Genomic DNA, 14,136 nt, shown 5'->3' on the forward strand with positions numbered 1-14,136 from the left:
CGAAACGGGTCACTGGAACGACAGGGCTGGTGATGCCCTCCACGAGAGACACATGGATCTGGTACGGATTAGCCGCGCTGTTCGTCTTGCCGCCGGGGTGTATGGCCCTCTCCCGGCTGTCGATGGACCTGTTCATATCGTCAGGGTCGGCCGGTGAAGCGAGTCTCGGAACGTTCCTCGGCGCGTTTGCTCTGACCGTCCTCGCCAGTTGGGCGAGTGTGCTGTTCAGCCTGCTTCTCACGGTCGGCCTCTTTCTCGACAGTCGACAGCTCCGGCGGACCGACGGCGACTGGTCCCCGACACCGCTGTATGCGCTCGCCGGCATCGTCCACGGGGTGGGATCGACACTGCTCCCGGCGTTTGCGGTGTCGGTACCGGTCGTCGGCTATTATCTGTATCGCCGGCGCACGCGAGACACGACAGCGAGGTGAAGGGCGATAGCTTTTCACGGACCCGGACGAGGCACCGGTATGGTCGTCGGAGATGTCACTACGGGAACCGAACTGCTTGTTATCGGCGGCGGTCCGGGCGGCTACGTCGCCGCGATCCGGGGCGCGCAACTGGGACTGGACACGACGCTCGTCGAGCGGGACGCCTACGGCGGGACCTGCCTGAACCACGGCTGTATCCCCTCGAAAGCGCTCATCTCGGCCTCGGACGTCGCCCACGACGCCCGGCAGGCCGAATCGATGGGTGTGTTCGCGGACCCGGCCGTCGACATGGCCGGGATGACAGAGTGGAAAGACGGCGTCATCACACGGCTGACACGGGGCGTCGAGTCGCTGTGTGAGAGCGCCGGCGTCAATCTGGTGGAGGGGACCGCCGAGTTCGTCGACGACGGGACGGTCCGGGTCGCCCACGGCGGCGATGGGCAAGGCTCGGAGTCGCTGTCGTTCGAACACGCCATCGTTGCGACAGGGAGCCGACCGATGGCGGTCCCCGGCTTCGAGTTCGACGGCGAGCACATCCTCTCTTCGAAGGACGCGCTCGCGCTCGAATCGGTCCCCGAGAAGCTGCTCGTCGTCGGCGCGGGCTACATCGGCATGGAGCTCTCGACGGTGTTCGCGAAACTGGGCGCGGAGGTCACGGTCGTCGAGATGCTCGGCGACGTGTTGCCCGGCTACGAGGACGACGTCGCGGCGGTCGTCCGCGACCGCGCCGAGGACCTGGGTATCGATTTCAACTTCGGCGAGGCGGCCGACGACTGGGACGAGACAGAGGAGGGCATTCGCGTCCAGACCGTCGACGAAGACGACGCGGTCACCGAGTATAACGCCGAGAAATGTCTTGTCGCGGTCGGGCGCGAGCCAGTCACGGACACGCTCGCGCTGGAGAACATCGACCTCCAGACGGACGAGAACGGCGTCATCCCGACCGACGACCAGTGCCGGACGGCGTACGAGTCGGTGTTCGCAGTCGGCGACGTGGCCGGCGAGCCGATGCTTGCCCACAAGGCGATGGCCGAAGGCGAGGTCGCTGCGAGAGCCGCCGCCGGCGAACCCGCCGCGTTCGACCATCAGGCGATTCCCGCCGCAGTGTTCACCGACCCCGAAATCGCCACCGTCGGGATGACTGAGAGCGAGGCCGAGGCGGCGGGCTTCGACCCGGTCACTGGGCAGATGCCGGTACGGGCCAACGGCCGCGCGCTCACGGTCAACGAGAAGGAGGGCTTCGTTCGCGTCGTCGCTGATGCTGACGAGGAGTTCCTGCTCGGAGCACAGATCGTCGGCCCGGAAGCGTCGGAGCTTATCGCCGAACTCGGGCTGGGTATCGAGATGGGCGCGCGGCTTGAAGACATCGCCGGGACGATCCACACGCACCCGACGCTCTCCGAAGCGGTCCACGAGGCGGCCGCGGCGGCACGCGGCGAAGCCGTTCACACGCGCTGAGAACGTGTGGGGCTGGTTCACGAAGGCCCAGTCAAACACAACTCTGTGGGTGTTTACTGACAGAGAGACAGAATCTTGCGCCGTGCAAAAGGGTTATATTGTGGATTGAGTAAACTGTCGGTGACTAGGAACCGGTAAGATATGTCTACTGACTCAGAGCCCGACGATACCATCGCCCAGGCGATCATTTCGGGGTCGACGTACGAGCGACTCCGTTATGAACGCCACTCGTATCTCAGACAGACCGTCCCGCGAACGCTCGCACTCCAGAGCGCCCTGCTTGGTGCGCTGGCACTGTTACTACCGATCTACGGTCTGTATCCGGACAGCACCGCGGCGTTTCTCCCGGCAGTTGACCCCGCCGTCGCCTCGCCGAAGGTGCTGTTGCTCGGGCTGTTCGGCGGGTTCTTGCAGTTGTTCGGTGCGACGTTGCTCGTCGGGTCAGTCCTCTACCGAGTCCGGCTTGCCCCGCTGACTGAGCGACAGGCGCACGCGGCGCTCAACGCCGAGGACTTCGCGCGCTACGTCGGCCTCGGGACCGGCGGACTGGCAATCGTGCTCTCGCTTTGCCTGTTCGCTGTGGGGCTTGGCGGCGGTGACGCAGTGTCCGCATACGTCGCGTTCACGGGTCGAAACCCGTTCGTCGACTCCGGGTTCGGCCTGTCGGTTGCAACGGTCTCGCTGCTCGCCTTCGTCGCCAGCGTGACGGTTTTTTACGCCTCGCGATACCTTCTCGTTCACCTCGCGCTGTTCCACCGTAGCAACGAGTGAGGAGTGTCACCGGTAGCGATACAGCAGTGGCGAAATTCCACGTCCGTGAAAAGTCGAGGACGCCGTCAGTTAGTCGCAACGTCGTTGATACCTGACTGTATCAAGAACCACGAAATGGGACCGAAGACGACGAACAGCAGGAACAGGACCACACCACTCTGGTCGGTGACGGCTTCCGCCGCGTTTGAGATCTGCCAGATCCCGATGATGTTTACGAGAGGAATGACTGCCAAGATAGGAGTCAGGTTCTGGTCTGTCCCTGCATCGAGTTGCTTGGCGGTCTTGTACAGCCAGTACAGGCCATAGAGCGTTCCAGTCACGACAAACAGGACGACCTGCAGGCCGAGCGATCCGTCTTCGAACGCGGTTGCGTCAGTCACTTGCGGTGATGCTGACATACAGTCGCTATTCGCTCACGCTTGCTGAAAAAAGTACACCCGCTGTAGATTCGCAAGCAGTCGGACGGGTGCCTGTCTGGCACGGCACTGACGAGGACCTGGCACGGTTGTCCTGAACGGCGGCTGACGCCACCGAGACAGCGTCAGACGGATACCGCGACCGCCCCGGCACAGCGCTTGCCGATGACCACGGTTCTTTTGGTTCCCACCGCTGTACCCCGGGTATGACCACTGTTACCCTGGGTCCCGAGGGGACCTACTCCCACCGCGCCGCACAGGCAGTCACCGACGACGAGATATCCTTCTCCGAGTCGGTGACCGCCATCGTCGAAGCCGTCGCCAGCGGCGAGGCCGAGCGCGGCGTCGTCCCCGTCGAGAACAGTATCGAAGGCTCCGTCACCGAATCGCTCGACGCCTTCGCGGAGTACGACGTTGCCGTCGTCGAGGAGATTATCACGCCGATCCGCCACGCGCTGCTCGCACAGGACGAGTCGTTCTCGCTGGTGGCCAGCCACGCCCAGGCGCTGGCCCAGTGTCGCGGCTGGCTCGACGAGCACTACCCCGGCGTCAACGTCGAGGCCGTCGCGTCGACGGCCCGCGGCGTCGAACGCGCCCGCGGCGACCCGGACATCGCCGCTATCGGCCACCCCGAGAACGCGACCAACGGGACCGAACTGAAGGTGCTCGCCGAGGACATCCAGGACCGGTCCTCGAACGCCACCCGCTTCGTTGTCGTCGCCACGAAGAGCGAGCGCAGCGAGGCCGGCGGCAAGACCTCCTTCATCGTCTACCCCGACGTCGACTACCCCGGCCTGCTGCTGGAACTGCTGGAGCCCTTCGCCGACCGCGACATCAACCTCACTCGCGTCGAATCTCGACCCAGCGGCGAGCGCCTGGGCGACTACGTCTTCCACATCGACATCTCGGCCGGCCTCTACGAGCAGCGCACGCAGGACGCCCTCGCCGACATCGAGGACATCGCCGAGAAGGGCTGGGTCCGCCGGCTGGGGTCGTACGACTCGCAGACGGTCGTCAACTGAGTCAGCGGGACACCGCCGGCCCCGTTCAAGCGTTAAGTCCCGGGCCCGTGTACCCCCGTGTATGTCTGACCGCGATCCGTTCAGCGAGATCGAGCGCGCGTTCGATATGCTGGGAGAGCAATTCGGCGTCGACATGGGCGCTATTCCAGTGGATGTCGTCGACGAGGGCGACGCCTTCGTCGTCCACGCGGACCTGCCGGGCTACGACAGCGACGACATCGACGTCCAGCTCGTCGAGGACCGAGAAGTCACCATCAGCGCCACGTCGAGCCGGGAGCAAGAGTCGACTGACGGCCAGTACGTCCAGCGCGAGCGCCGCCAGCAGTCACTGAGCCGGTCGGTCCGCCTCCCCGAAGCCGTCGACGACGATGAGACCACCGCGAGCTACGACGACGGCGTCCTCACCGTTCGGCTGGCGAAGGTCGGACACAGCGAGGACGATAACGGGACGGATATCCCCGTAAACTGACGATGGTACTCGAACCCGGCACGGACGTGCCGACGATCAGGGCGACGAACCAGCACGGAAACCCGGTCCAGCCCGCCTTCGAGCAGCCAACGGTGCTGTACTTCTATCCGGCAGACGACACGCCGGGGTGTACGACGGAGGCGGAACAGTTCGAGGAGCACGCAAACCGGTTCGAGGACGCCGGCGTTTCAGTGTACGGCGTCTCGACCGACGGCGTGGAGAGTCACCGTGACTTTGCGGAAAAGAACCACATCAGTTTCGACCTGCTAGCCGACCCCGAGGGACGGCTGTGTGAAGCGTTCGACGTGCCGCTGGTCGACGGGCGGAGCCAGCGGACGACGTACGTCATCGCGAAGGAACGCGTCGTCGCCGTCTACGAGCGGGTCGGCCCCGACGGCCACGCGGCGAGCGTCTTCGAGGACCTCATTGACACCGGCCTGGTCAGGGCCGAGTAGGGCTCAGAAAGCGATAGCACGCCGACGGGCTACTCGTCGATGTCGATGGCCGGGCGACCGGGACCGGCTTTGCCGACGAGGTCGGGGTCCGCTTCCGCTGGTCCCTGAACGATTACGTCAGCGCCGAACTCTCGTTCGACGAGCCACGCGGCACGTTCGAGCGCCGCCTGTTCGCGCTCGGGTGGCAGTTGCTCGTCCAGCGACTGCGCGCGGCCGGCCAGTTCCTTGGCGAAGTCCGCGGCCGCCTCGCCCTGCTCGCGCAGGTCCTCGTCCTGCATGACGGTGCCGACGACGTTGCCGTCGGCGTTCCGAGCGAGGTCCAGCACGCGGTGCTTCCACTGGGGCGCGACGGCGAGCGTGATGGTCTGTGGGTCCTCGATGCCGACCGTGTCGACGATATCGCGGATGTCCTCGCGGGTGTTCTCGACCAGCCGGCGCTCCATCTCGTAGTCTTCGGGGGCTTCAGCAGCCGGCCACTCGGCCTCTGCGATGAGGTCGTCGTGGCCCAGTTCGGCCCACATCTCCTCGGCGGCGTGGGGCGCGACCGGGGCGAGCAGTTTCGCCGCCGTCGCCAGCCCGCGCTCGAAGGTGTCGGCATCGGGGGTGGTCGCTTCCTGATAGCGGCGCAGCAGCGACACCAGTTCCCGCACGGCCTGGAGCGCGTGGTTGAAGCGGAAGTCCTCGAACTCGGCCGTCGCGTTCGCCGCGGTGGCGTCGATTTCGCGGGCGACGTAGTCCGCGATGTCGTCACCGTTCGCCAAGTCTGTGGCTGTCTCCGCCTCGCCGTTGGCGTATTCCGAGACCAGCGTGTACACATTCTGGAGGAAGCTGTGGGCGGACTGCACGCCCTCGGGACTCCAGGCGAACTCCTTCTCTGGCTGGGCGGCCTCCATGATGAACAGCCGGGCCGTGTCCGCGCCGTACTCCTCGATGATGCGCTGGGGTGAGACGCCGTTATCCAGACTCTTCGACATCTTGTTGCCGTCCTCGCCCAGCACCATCCCCTGGTTCGTGAGGTTGGTGAAGGGTTCGCGGACGCCGTCGACCATGTCGAGGTCGTCCAGCACCTTCGTGAAGAAGCGGGCGTACAGCAGGTGCATCACGGCGTGTTCGATACCGCCGACGTACTGGTCGACCGGCATCCAGTCGCTGGCCCGCTCGGCGTCGAAGGGGGCATCCGCCATCTCCGGCGAAGTGTATCGCAGGAAGTACCACGAAGAGTCGACGAAGGTGTCCATCGTGTCCGTCTCCCGCACCGCGTCGGCCCCGCAGTCGGGGCAGTCGACGTGTTTCCACTCGTCGGCCGCGTCGAGCGGGTTCCCGGTGGTGTGGACGAACTCCGGCAGTTCGACGGGGAGGTCCTCGTCGGGGACCTCGACGTAGCCACAGTCGTCGCAGTGAATCATCGGAATCGGGGTGCCCCAGTAGCGCTGGCGGGAGATGCCCCAGTCCCGGAGGTTGTATTCCGTTCTGTGTTCGCCGTCGAACTCCTCGACGAAGCGGTCGCGGGCCTCGGCGCTCGCCAGCCCGTCGAACTCGCCGCTGTTGACCAACAGGCCGTCTTCGGGATACGCTGCCTCTTGCACGTCGATGTCCTCGGGGTCGGCGTCGGCGTCCTCGGTGGGTTCGACGACCTGCACGATGTCGATGTCGTGGGCCTCCGCAAACTCGTGGTCGCGCTCGTCGTGGGCCGGCACGGCGTACAGCGCGCCCGTCCCCACGTCGGTCAGCACGTAGTCGGCGACGTAGACAGGAATCTCCTCGCCAGTAGCGGGATTGGTCGCGTACTCGCCGGTAAACACGCCGGAGGTCACGTCGAGTTCGTCCTCGTCGGCCTGTTCGGCCGTTTCGATGTACTCCGCGACTTCATCGTTGCCCTCGGCGATTTCCTGTGCGACAGGGTGGCCCGGAGCCAGCGAGAAGAACGTCGCCCCGTGGATGGTGTCCAGACGGGTCGTGAAGATGTCGACCTCGCCGTAGTCGCCAACCTCGAAGGCGACGCTCGCCCCCTCTTGCTTGCCGATCCAGTTACGCTGCATCTCCCGGACGTTGTTCGGCCAGCCCTCGAGGTCGTCTAAGTCCTCGAGCAGTTCCTCGGCGTAGTCGGTGATGGTGAAGAACCACTGGTCCATCTCGCGGGCTTCGATTGGTGTGTCACAGCGCCAGCAGAGCTCTTCTTCGCCCTCGACCTGCTCGTCGGCGAGGACAGTCTCACAGGAGGGACACCAGTTCAGCTCGGCGGCCTGACGCTCGACCAGCCCTTCCTCGCGGAACTGTTTGAACAGCCACTGGTTCCACTGGTAGTAGTCGGGTTCACAGGTCGCGAGTTCGCGGTCCCAGTCGTAGCCAAAGCCCATCTCAGTGAGTTGCTCGCGCATCGAGTCGATGCACTGCATCGTCCAGTCCCGCGGGTTGGTGTCGCGTTCCTCGGCGGCGTTCTCCGCGGGGAGGCCGAAGGAGTCCCAGCCCATCGGGTGGAGGACGCTCTCGCCGCGCATCCGCTCGAAGCGGGCGTAGGCGTCCGTGATAGTGTAGTTCCGGACGTGGCCCATGTGGAGGCTCCCGGAGGTGTAGGGGAACATCGCCAGGACGTACTCCGGGTCGCTCTCGTCGTCGTCGATCCGGAACACGTCGGCCTCGTCCCACGTGCGCTGCCACCTGGGTTCGATCTCCATGTGATCGAACCCCCGCTCGCGTTCCTCACCGGTCGTGGTCATGATATCGGAACATCCGGCAGCGACCGTGCTATACCTTTCCCTTCGGGAGGCTATCAGGGGCCGCCGCACGAGCCCACAAGCCGAATGGATGTGAATCCGGGGGACCGGCGTACCACAGAGCGGTAACGTCGCCACAGGTCGACCAGCCGCCCGCTATGCCTGACAGTCGACGTTGCCGATGTCGAATCGAGCGCCGCCCGACTCGCTCTCGGACATGGAGATCGTCCAGCCGTGGTCCGCGGCGACCCGGCGAGCGACGTAGAGTCCGAATCCGGTGTTCTCCGGGACAGCGGTGTGGCCCGCGTCGAACACGCGCTCCGGCGGTTCGACATCGATGCCCGGGCCGTCGTCGGCGACGAAGAAGCCGTCGGCCGTCGTACCGACGGTGACGGTAACCGACGGGCCAGCGTGTTCGAGCGCGTTCTGGAACAGTATCTGGAGCAACAGCCCGGCGGACTCCTGATCGGCGACAATGCGGGTGTCCCCGTCGAAAGTCAGGCACGCCTCACTGCCGGCGAGGGTGTCCCACACCTCCCGACTGAGACGGGAGAGCCAGACGTGTTTTCGCTTCGGGACCTGTTCGATCTCGTCGCGCTGGCTCGAGCGGTTCGGATCGCTCGTGGAGAGTTCGACCACGGTATCGATAATCGTCGAGATCTGGGAGAGCGACTCCTCGATGTCGGCGGTCGAATCGTCACAGTCAGCCAGTTCTTCGAGTCGCCCGTAGGCGATCTGGAGTTCGTTTCGAAGCTCGTGAGACGCCACGAGTGCGACTTTCACCATCCGTTCGTGCTGGCGGCGAAACGCGTGCTCGCGGAGCTTTCGTTCCGTGATATCCTGAGTGTGTCCGACGATTCCCCGAACGTTCCCAGCGGAATCGTACCACGGCATCTTGCGGGTGCGGACGTACGACGCGTCGAGATCGAGGAACTCCTCCACTTCGATCCGGTCCGTGTCGCCCTCGATGACGTCCATCTCATCACGCAGGGCCGCTCTCGCGTGTTCATCGGCCAGTTCCGGGACCTCGACGTCGGTGAGGCCAAGCCGGTCGGTCGGCTCGTTGAACCCCCGACCCATCAGGACGTGTCGTGCCTGCTCGTCTTTCGCGTACAGGTGGTCCGGCAACTCGTTGAACAGGGAGAGCAACAGCGTCTCCATCGGGGACGGCGGGCGTCCGGCAACAGTCGGTGGCTCAGCGTCGAGACTGTCCCGGAGGGCCTCGGCGACGGTGTCTTCGAGACGTGTCGACGCCTCGACAGCCGTCACGTCGAGGGTATCCGGGACCGCCGCCGGGTCCTCGCCAGCGACGATCACCGGCAGGTCGGGAAACAGCTTCCTGACGCCGTACGCGATATCGGTTCCGGACTGGCCGTCGACTGTTTCGGGTAGAACGAGAGCGTGGAACACCGAATGGGTGAGCGTGTCAAAGAGGTCTGTGAGGTCCGACAGGTACGTGATCGAAGCCGGCGTCTCAGCGAGAGCGGATTCGAGAGTCCCAGTATCCAGCCTGTCGGCTGCGACGACGAGCACAGATTTGCTACCCATGGTGCGTTCCCAGTGAGCAAACTATTGCGTGTGGTGGACTGTCACTGTTTCGGGTGTTTCGAAGGCCAGACGCCGCTCAGGACTGCCAGTGCAGCGATGTCGCCCGGACTGTCGAGCCGATAGCGTCGCCGGTACTCCGGCCGAGAGAGCGGCGCCCCACACAAGATTTTTGCCGGTCTCGGCTGGTGTCGGGAGTGTATGGTACACTGCCCTGACTGCCAGACCTCGCTGGAAACGGCCGACGACATCGAGTTCGTCGAAGTAGACGCCAAGACCGGCTTGATTAAAGCCTCCAAGCGCTTTTACACCGCCAACTGCGCGGCCTGTGGCGTCACTATCGGTAGCGGCGTCGCCGGCGCAAAGTCCAACGGAGGTGCGGCCTGATGGTCCACTGTCCGGAATGCGACGCGGAGATGGCCGACCAGGACGATGTAGAGTTCCTCGACATGGATTCGACGACCGGCTTCTTCACCGCCTCCAAACGCTTCTACCTCGTGGCCTGTGGCGAGTGCGGGGCCGCAATCGGTAGCGGCGTTGCCGGCGCAATGTAGTTACACCGGGGCCTAGGCTTATACACGTTTCAGTGCAAGAGAAAGTATGTCTGAATCACCTGACGACGACACGAAGGACAGCGGACGACTGCCGGCACCGCTCCGGTCGGTCACGCCGGGGACGCGTAGCCGTCCCAACGAGGGGATGGACGTGATCGGTTGGGGGATGCTCGCCGGCCTGTTCGTCCTGCTGATGCCGCTCCTTCCGTTTATCATCATCGTCTGGGGCATCTCGAAAGTGACCGAGATGCTCACGCCCTCGTCGTAATCAGGACGTGTCGGTGTCGACGAGCGAGAACGGCGTCCCGTCGCCGTCATCGCTTGCGTTCTGATAAACGACGTGGGCGGCCGCGACATCCTGAATGGCCAGCCCCGTCGAGTCAAAGAGCGTGATGCCGTCGTCGTCGGTCCGCCCCGAGAGGGTGCCCGCGACGATGTCGCCGAGCTCCCCGTGGAGGTCGGTATCAGTCAGAACGCCCTCGCCCCACGGAACGTTGATCTCGCCGGAGTGGGTGCACTGTTCGTAGTTGTCGATGACGAGTTTCGCGTCCAGCAGCGTGCGTTCGTCGTGTTCTTGCTTGCCGGCGGCGTCGGCACCAATGGCGTTGATATGCGTGCGCTCGCCGAGCCACTCCCGGTTGACGATGGGGGATTCGACGGGCGTAATCGTCGACAGCACGTCACAGCCGGCGGCGTCCTCGATACTGCCCGCACGTACGTCGAACTGGTCGGCGAAGGCGTCGACGAACGCCTGCTGTTTCTCCGCGTCCCGGTCGGCGACGACCACCGTCTCGATGTCCCGGACCGACGAGATGGCGTCCAGTTGCGTGTACGCCTGCGTGCCAGCCCCGACCAGACCAAGGGAGTCCGCGTCGGCGACGGCGAGATGGTCGGTGGCGACCGCCGCGGCCGCCCCGGTCCGCAGGCGCGTCAGGACTGTGCCGTCCATCACGGCCAGCGGGAACGCCGTCTCGGGGTCCGAGTAGATGAGCGTCCCGAGGACGGTCGGCAGGTCGTGGTCGCGGGGGTTGTCCAGGTGGACGTTGACCCACTTGACCGCGGCGGCGTCCCACGTTTCCGCGTTGACGTAGGCCGGCATCGACCTGAAGTCGCCGTTGTACTGCGGCAGGTCGACGTATGACTTGGCCGGCATGATGGTGTTCTCCCTGGCATCGGCGGCGAAGGCCGCGGCGACTGCGTCGATGACTGCCGGCATCGCCGCGTGGTCCTCGACCGCGTCCACGCCGAGAAGTAGCGTCTGCATACGGTATGTTGACACTCGACGATATTCAGCCCTCCGCCGTCACAGGGGTTATATCGTCACACGACCAGTCACGGGTATGCGTCGCGGGGCGGCGATTGCCGCGGTCTGTCTCTGTCTACTGAGCGCCGGGTGTGCCGGTCTGTTCGGCGACGACGCGGCCGCCAGGGAGACGGTGACACCGGCTCCAGTCCCGACCGCGGACGCGCCGACGAGCCCCGAACAACGGGCCCCGGGCGTCGTCGGCGACCGCGTCGTCAACGCCACCGCGCTCGGCCGCGCCCACGTCAGCCAGCTCTCGAACACCTCCTATCGCGTCCACCACACCAGGACCGTCATGAACGGCAGCGGCCTGCACAGCCGCGTCCGGACCCGTGCCAGCGTCAGCGCGGGCTACGAGTCGTACACGGCCACCCGAACGATATCTGGGCAGAGTGTGACAGCGCGTGAGATCCATAGCACCTGGCGGGACGGCCGTGCGCTCAGGCGGACGACCGTCAACGGGTCGACGTCGGCGGAAGTGGTCGCGGACAGCCGCGGTATCGGTGGCCCGCCACGCTCACCTCGGGCCGCGCTGTTCTTCGAACCCACGTTCAACGGGCGTCTCATAGCGCTGCTTTCCGCCACTAACATCACATCCATCCGCCCCGGCGACGAGGTCATCAAGCAACTGTACGGCGTTCCGTTGTATCGCATCAAAGGAACCGGGTCGGCCGACGACAGCGCGGTTGCCACCCGTCCCGTCGACCGTGTGACCAACGTCTCCCTCTCGGCGACCGTGACGCCCAACGGCGTCGTCCGAGGCTACGCGCTCCAGTACACGGTCGTGAACGGAACGGATACCCACAGAGTGACCGAGATTCTCCGCTACAGCGACCTCGGAACGACGGACGTGGTGTTCGAAGACCGACAGCGGACCGAACGCCATCGAAACCGAACAGCGCGTCCCGAATGACGCGAGCAACGGCTGGACGCCGTCGAATCAGTCACAAAACGGAGAGAGGCCCCCACCCGCTGTCACCAGTCCGTCCCACCAAACGGACCGGGACAGTCGATACTTCGCAGAGACGTACCTAACTGTTTCTCCGGTTTCACGTCTCGATATACACGCTGAGATGACTCGGCGCGTTACAGAACCGCAAAAAACCGAACCGCAAGCGGCGATTCGCTCGTTCGGAGGTCTCTCCGGTCGACCTCCCTGCTCGCGTGTCGCTACGCTCCCGCTCGCAATTCGAGGGCCCTCACTTCGTTCGGCCCCTCGCTTACATCATGCCGCCCATACCGCCGCCCATGCCGCCCATACCGCCAGGGGCGCCACCGGGGCCGCCGGGGCCGCCTTCGTCGCCGCCGGAGGTCGAGAGCTCGCCGGCAGCGATGATGTCGTCGATCTTGAGGACCAGGTTCGCGGCCTCTGCAGCCGAGGAGATCGCCTGTCGCTTGGCGTGGGCTGGCTCAACGACGCCGGTGTCGAGCGTGTTCTCGACGTCACCGGAGAAGACGTTCAGGCCGGCGCTGACATCGCCGTCCTCGTGGGCGGCGCGCAGGTCGACGAGCGTGTCGATGCTGTCGAGACCAGCGTTCTCGGCGAGGGTGCGCGGGATGATCTCCAGCGCGTCGGCGAAGGACTCGATAGCGAGCTGTTCGCGGCCTTCGACGCTGTCGGCGTAGTCGCGGAGCCGGCGGGCGACTTCGACTTCGGGTGCGCCGCCGCCGCCGAGGACGCTGCCGTTGGCGACCGTGGACGCGACGACATCGAGCGCGTCCGTGACGCCGCGTTCGAGTTCGTCGACGACGTGGTCGGTCGAACCACGGAGCAGGAGCGTGACGCCGTGGGCTCCGTCGCCGCTGCCCTCGACGTAGAACAGGCCTTCGGCGTCGTCGCGGGTGACAGAGCCGTGACCCAGGTCTTCCGCGCTCGCGGAGTCGAGATCGGAGACGATGCGGGCACCCAGAACCTCTTTGAGGAACTCGATGTCGGACTTCTTGGCGCGGCGGACGGCCAGGATACCCTTCTCGGCGAGGTAGTGCTGGGCCATGTCGTCGATGCCCTTCTGGCAGAAGACGACATCAGCGCCGGTGTCGGCGATCTGGTCGACCATCCCCTTGAGCTGCTCTTCTTCCTTGTCGAGGAAGTTCTGGAGCTGGCTCGGGTCGTCGACAGAGAGCTGCGCGTCGACTTCGGTCTCGTCGAGTTCGATGGCCGTGTCGACCAGCAGGACGTCGGCGTCGTCGACTTCGGTCGGCATCTCCTCGTGGACCGGGTCCTTGTCGATGACCGCGCCTTCGAGGAGTTCGGAGTTGCCGGCGGAGCTGCCGGTCTGGGTCTCGATGTTGAGGTACTCAAGGTCGGCAATGACGGAGCCGTCCTCGGCCTCGACGGTCACGGCGTTGACCGCATCGACGATGAGCTGGGCGAGCAGCTCCTTGTTGAGCTCCGCGCCCTTGCCCGTCATCGAGGTTTCGGCGACTTTCTTCAGGAGTTCCTCGTCGTCGGGGTCGACTTCCGTGGCGATATCCGCGATTTCGTCCTTGGCCTGCGTGGCGGCCATGTCGAACCCTTTGATGATCGCCGTCGGGTGGATGTCCTGTTCGAGGAGGTCCTCGGCGTTCTTGAGGAGTTCGCCTGCGATGGCGACGGCAGAGGTGGTGCCGTCACCGGCCTCGTCTTCCTGTGTCTCGGCAACCTCGACGATCATCGAGGCTGTCGGGTTGTCGATGTCCATCTCCGAGAGGATGGTGACGCCGTCGTTCGTGACGGTCACGTCGCCCATCGAGGAGACGAGCATCTTGTCCATCCCCTTCGGGCCGAGCGTCGAGCGTACTGACTCGGCGACCGCGCGAGCGGCCGAGATGTTGTGTTCCTGTGCAGACTTGTCCTTCATCCGCTGGGAGTCCTCTCCCAGGATGATCATCGGCTGGCCCTGCATCTGGCGTTGGCTCATAATCAAGCGAAGATTGCATGTGGTTCTATATAAAAGTATGGGTTATGGGACGTTCGTCGGTCACCCGTTGAGACAGCCAGAACAGGTGAAACCACCAG

General features: G+C 65.0%; 15 protein-coding genes. 10 read left to right on the forward strand and 5 right to left on the reverse strand.

The window, feature by feature from the left end; all coding sequences use genetic code 11:
* Positions 1–122 precede the first annotated feature (122 nt).
* The 3 genes from AV929_RS00095 (at position 123) to AV929_RS00105 (ending at position 2,660) form a co-directional block, all read left to right on the forward strand.
* Positions 123–431, forward strand: coding sequence for a hypothetical protein (locus AV929_RS00095; protein ID WP_050007658.1), 309 nt, complete (start codon positions 123–125; stop codon positions 429–431).
* A gap of 39 nt (positions 432–470) precedes the next feature.
* The gene (lpdA, locus tag AV929_RS00100; RefSeq protein ID WP_064287049.1) at positions 471–1,889 is read left to right on the forward strand and encodes a dihydrolipoyl dehydrogenase; all 1,419 of its coding nucleotides are present in this window, start codon (positions 471–473) and stop codon (positions 1,887–1,889) included.
* Positions 1,890–2,030: 141 nt separating this feature from the next.
* On the forward strand, positions 2,031–2,660 hold the full coding sequence (locus AV929_RS00105) for a hypothetical protein (RefSeq protein ID WP_014039224.1): 630 nt from the start codon (positions 2,031–2,033) through the stop codon (positions 2,658–2,660).
* Positions 2,661–2,725: 65 nt separating this feature from the next.
* On the opposite strand, the gene AV929_RS00110 is transcribed toward AV929_RS00105, so the two are convergent.
* Complete coding sequence (locus AV929_RS00110; protein WP_023843073.1) at positions 2,726–3,058, reverse strand: DUF4234 domain-containing protein; 333 nt, start codon at positions 3,056–3,058, stop codon at positions 2,726–2,728.
* Positions 3,059–3,282: 224 nt separating this feature from the next.
* Between AV929_RS00110 and pheA the strand changes: the two genes are divergently transcribed.
* From pheA to AV929_RS00125, 3 genes are all read left to right on the forward strand, one after another.
* A complete protein-coding gene (pheA, locus tag AV929_RS00115; RefSeq protein ID WP_064287050.1) occupies positions 3,283–4,098 on the forward strand; it encodes a prephenate dehydratase in 816 nt (271 codons plus the stop codon).
* 61 nt (positions 4,099–4,159) lie between these two features.
* Complete coding sequence (locus AV929_RS00120) at positions 4,160–4,567, forward strand: Hsp20/alpha crystallin family protein (protein WP_050037400.1); 408 nt, start codon at positions 4,160–4,162, stop codon at positions 4,565–4,567.
* Positions 4,568–4,569: 2 nt separating this feature from the next.
* Positions 4,570–5,022: a peroxiredoxin gene (locus AV929_RS00125; protein WP_064287051.1), complete on the forward strand. Its 453-nt coding sequence runs from the start codon at positions 4,570–4,572 to the stop codon at positions 5,020–5,022.
* 29 nt (positions 5,023–5,051) lie between these two features.
* Here the strand turns inward: AV929_RS00125 and leuS are convergent, their stop codons facing one another.
* A complete protein-coding gene (gene leuS / locus AV929_RS00130) occupies positions 5,052–7,739 on the reverse strand; it encodes a leucine--tRNA ligase (RefSeq protein ID WP_064287052.1) in 2,688 nt (895 codons plus the stop codon).
* Between the two features lie 153 nt (positions 7,740–7,892).
* Positions 7,893–9,284: a HAMP domain-containing sensor histidine kinase gene (locus AV929_RS00135; protein ID WP_064287053.1), complete on the reverse strand. Its 1,392-nt coding sequence runs from the start codon at positions 9,282–9,284 to the stop codon at positions 7,893–7,895.
* A 198-nt stretch (positions 9,285–9,482) separates the two neighbouring features.
* Here AV929_RS00135 and AV929_RS00140 point away from each other — a divergent pair, with 198 nt between their 5' ends.
* Genes AV929_RS00140 through AV929_RS00145 form a run of 3 tightly spaced genes read left to right on the forward strand, consistent with a single transcriptional unit; the run spans position 9,483 to position 10,103 of the window.
* The gene (locus AV929_RS00140) at positions 9,483–9,668 is read left to right on the forward strand and encodes a hypothetical protein (protein WP_014039218.1); all 186 of its coding nucleotides are present in this window, start codon (positions 9,483–9,485) and stop codon (positions 9,666–9,668) included.
* Complete coding sequence (locus tag AV929_RS22125) at positions 9,668–9,835, forward strand: hypothetical protein (protein WP_014039217.1); 168 nt, start codon at positions 9,668–9,670, stop codon at positions 9,833–9,835. The genes AV929_RS00140 and AV929_RS22125 overlap by 1 nt, the downstream gene beginning before the upstream one ends.
* Positions 9,836–9,881: 46 nt before the next feature.
* Positions 9,882–10,103, forward strand: coding sequence for a hypothetical protein (locus AV929_RS00145; protein ID WP_014039216.1), 222 nt, complete (start codon positions 9,882–9,884; stop codon positions 10,101–10,103).
* On the opposite strand, the gene AV929_RS00150 is transcribed toward AV929_RS00145, so the two are convergent.
* Positions 10,104–11,099, reverse strand: a complete 996-nt coding sequence (locus AV929_RS00150) for an ornithine cyclodeaminase family protein (protein WP_064287054.1) — start codon at positions 11,097–11,099, stop codon at positions 10,104–10,106.
* 76 nt (positions 11,100–11,175) lie between these two features.
* Between AV929_RS00150 and AV929_RS00155 the strand changes: the two genes are divergently transcribed.
* Positions 11,176–12,051 carry a hypothetical protein gene (locus AV929_RS00155; protein ID WP_064287055.1) on the forward strand — a complete coding sequence of 292 codons (876 nt, stop codon included), beginning with the start codon at positions 11,176–11,178 and terminating at the stop codon, positions 12,049–12,051.
* Between the two features lie 307 nt (positions 12,052–12,358).
* Here the strand turns inward: AV929_RS00155 and thsB are convergent, their stop codons facing one another.
* On the reverse strand, positions 12,359–14,038 hold the full coding sequence (gene thsB / locus AV929_RS00160) for a thermosome subunit beta (RefSeq protein WP_050037394.1): 1,680 nt from the start codon (positions 14,036–14,038) through the stop codon (positions 12,359–12,361).
* Positions 14,039–14,136 lie beyond the last annotated feature (98 nt).

This window comes from Haloarcula sp. K1 (assembly GCF_001647155.1).
Classification (GTDB): Archaea; Halobacteriota; Halobacteria; order Halobacteriales; family Haloarculaceae; genus Haloarcula; species Haloarcula hispanica.

Excerpts from the sequence above, each read along its gene's own strand:
- AV929_RS00095 (WP_050007658.1), top strand. The coding sequence starts at position 123 with ATGGACCTGTTCATATCGTCAGGGTCGGCCGGTGAAGCGAGTCTCGGA.
- lpdA (WP_064287049.1), top strand. The coding sequence starts at position 471 with ATGGTCGTCGGAGATGTCACTACGGGAACCGAACTGCTTGTTATCGGC.
- AV929_RS00105 (WP_014039224.1), top strand. The coding sequence starts at position 2,031 with ATGTCTACTGACTCAGAGCCCGACGATACCATCGCCCAGGCGATCATT.
- AV929_RS00110 (WP_023843073.1), bottom strand. The coding sequence starts at position 3,058 with ATGTCAGCATCACCGCAAGTGACTGACGCAACCGCGTTCGAAGACGGA.
- pheA (WP_064287050.1), top strand. The coding sequence starts at position 3,283 with ATGACCACTGTTACCCTGGGTCCCGAGGGGACCTACTCCCACCGCGCC.
- AV929_RS00120 (WP_050037400.1), top strand. The coding sequence starts at position 4,160 with ATGTCTGACCGCGATCCGTTCAGCGAGATCGAGCGCGCGTTCGATATG.
- AV929_RS00125 (WP_064287051.1), top strand. The coding sequence starts at position 4,570 with ATGGTACTCGAACCCGGCACGGACGTGCCGACGATCAGGGCGACGAAC.
- leuS (WP_064287052.1), bottom strand. The coding sequence starts at position 7,739 with ATGACCACGACCGGTGAGGAACGCGAGCGGGGGTTCGATCACATGGAG.
- AV929_RS00135 (WP_064287053.1), bottom strand. The coding sequence starts at position 9,284 with ATGGGTAGCAAATCTGTGCTCGTCGTCGCAGCCGACAGGCTGGATACT.
- AV929_RS00140 (WP_014039218.1), top strand. The coding sequence starts at position 9,483 with ATGGTACACTGCCCTGACTGCCAGACCTCGCTGGAAACGGCCGACGAC.
- AV929_RS22125 (WP_014039217.1), top strand. The coding sequence starts at position 9,668 with ATGGTCCACTGTCCGGAATGCGACGCGGAGATGGCCGACCAGGACGAT.
- AV929_RS00145 (WP_014039216.1), top strand. The coding sequence starts at position 9,882 with ATGTCTGAATCACCTGACGACGACACGAAGGACAGCGGACGACTGCCG.
- AV929_RS00150 (WP_064287054.1), bottom strand. The coding sequence starts at position 11,099 with ATGCAGACGCTACTTCTCGGCGTGGACGCGGTCGAGGACCACGCGGCG.
- AV929_RS00155 (WP_064287055.1), top strand. The coding sequence starts at position 11,176 with ATGCGTCGCGGGGCGGCGATTGCCGCGGTCTGTCTCTGTCTACTGAGC.
- thsB (WP_050037394.1), bottom strand. The coding sequence starts at position 14,038 with ATGAGCCAACGCCAGATGCAGGGCCAGCCGATGATCATCCTGGGAGAG.